The 1185-nt window shown below is 43.7% G+C and carries 1 protein-coding gene and 1 pseudogene; both read right to left on the bottom strand.

From position 1 onward, the window contains the following. The coding region (thiH, locus tag ACLR96_RS10210; RefSeq protein WP_412265873.1) for a 2-iminoacetate synthase ThiH at positions 1–925 on the bottom strand (925 nt) is incomplete at its 3' end. A 9-nt stretch (positions 926–934) separates the two neighbouring features. Beyond that, positions 935–1185: pseudogene (locus tag ACLR96_RS10205) on the bottom strand (thiazole synthase); the annotation flags it as partial.

Raw genomic sequence — 1185 nt, 5'->3', positions numbered from 1 at the left:
TATCATTATTGACTATAGGCCTCAGCCTCGGACATGACAAGGACATTTCGGCATGAGGATATTTTCTCTGCAGATAATATACATGAAGCGCAGTTGCAAGAGCATCTTTTCTAAAATCCGAAAGGCCTAAAAGAGCTGAAAAAGCCACGCCCCTCATACCTCCCATAAGAGCTCTTTCCTGAGATTCGAATCTATACGGCCATACTCTCTTATGGCCCATCAGATGGAGTTTTTCATATTTTTCATCATCATATGTCTCTTGAAAAACCGTCACATAATCAGCTCCGCACTCATGAAGAAATCTGTATTCATCGGTATTGACAGGATAAATCTCAAGCCCCACCATCTTAAAGTACTTGCGGGCCATCCGGCAAGCCTGTCCTATGTACTCCACATCACTCATACTGCGGCTTTCACCTGTAAGAATAAGTATCTCTTCCATTCCCGAGTCCACTATTATTTTCATCTCGTTTTCTATCTGCTCAGGGGTCAGCCTCATTCTGCTTATATGGTTATAACAGTTGAATCCACAGTAAACACAGTAGTTTTCACAGTAGTTTGCGATATAAAGAGGCGTAAACATATATACCGTATTACCAAAATGTTTTCTTGTCTCGCTCCTCGCTCTTTGCGCCATCTGCTCCAGAAAAGGTTCTGCTGCCGGGGACAGCAGCGCTTTAAAATCTTCTACAGTACAGAATTCGTGCTGCAAAGCTGCTACCACATCCTTTTCCGTATATACGGAATAATCATACTGCTCCATTTGTATCATTACTTTTTCACGGATATCTGACTTTATCTGCTCCATTCCCGGCATATATGTCATGTGATCTGTCCTGCAGGACGGATCGCCTTCGATCTTATGTTTTTTAGCAAGAGCAGTTTCCGATAAATGCTCTGAATCAACAAAAAAATCGTTCCTCATGTGCTCCTCCTAATCTCTCAAAAATCCCGTAAGGGGATCCGATGCCGCTGCACCTCTTACAAGAACTCTTCCAAGGCCAGAAAGATAAGCCTTTCTTCCGGCTTCTATCGCCTTTTTGAAAGCTGATGCCATCATGGGAAGATCCCCTGCCGTTGCCAAAGCTGTATTGGCCATAATGGCTGCAGCGCCCATTTCCATTGCTTCACATGCCTGAGAAGGTCTGCCGATACCTGCGTCGACTATAATAGGCACATCTATTT

This window comes from Lentihominibacter sp., assembly GCF_046951855.1.
Lineage (GTDB): Bacteria > Bacillota > Clostridia > Peptostreptococcales > Anaerovoracaceae > Lentihominibacter > Lentihominibacter hominis.
Note: the sequence above shows the minus strand (reverse complement) of the source record. Positions and strands in the feature narration are given on the sequence as shown.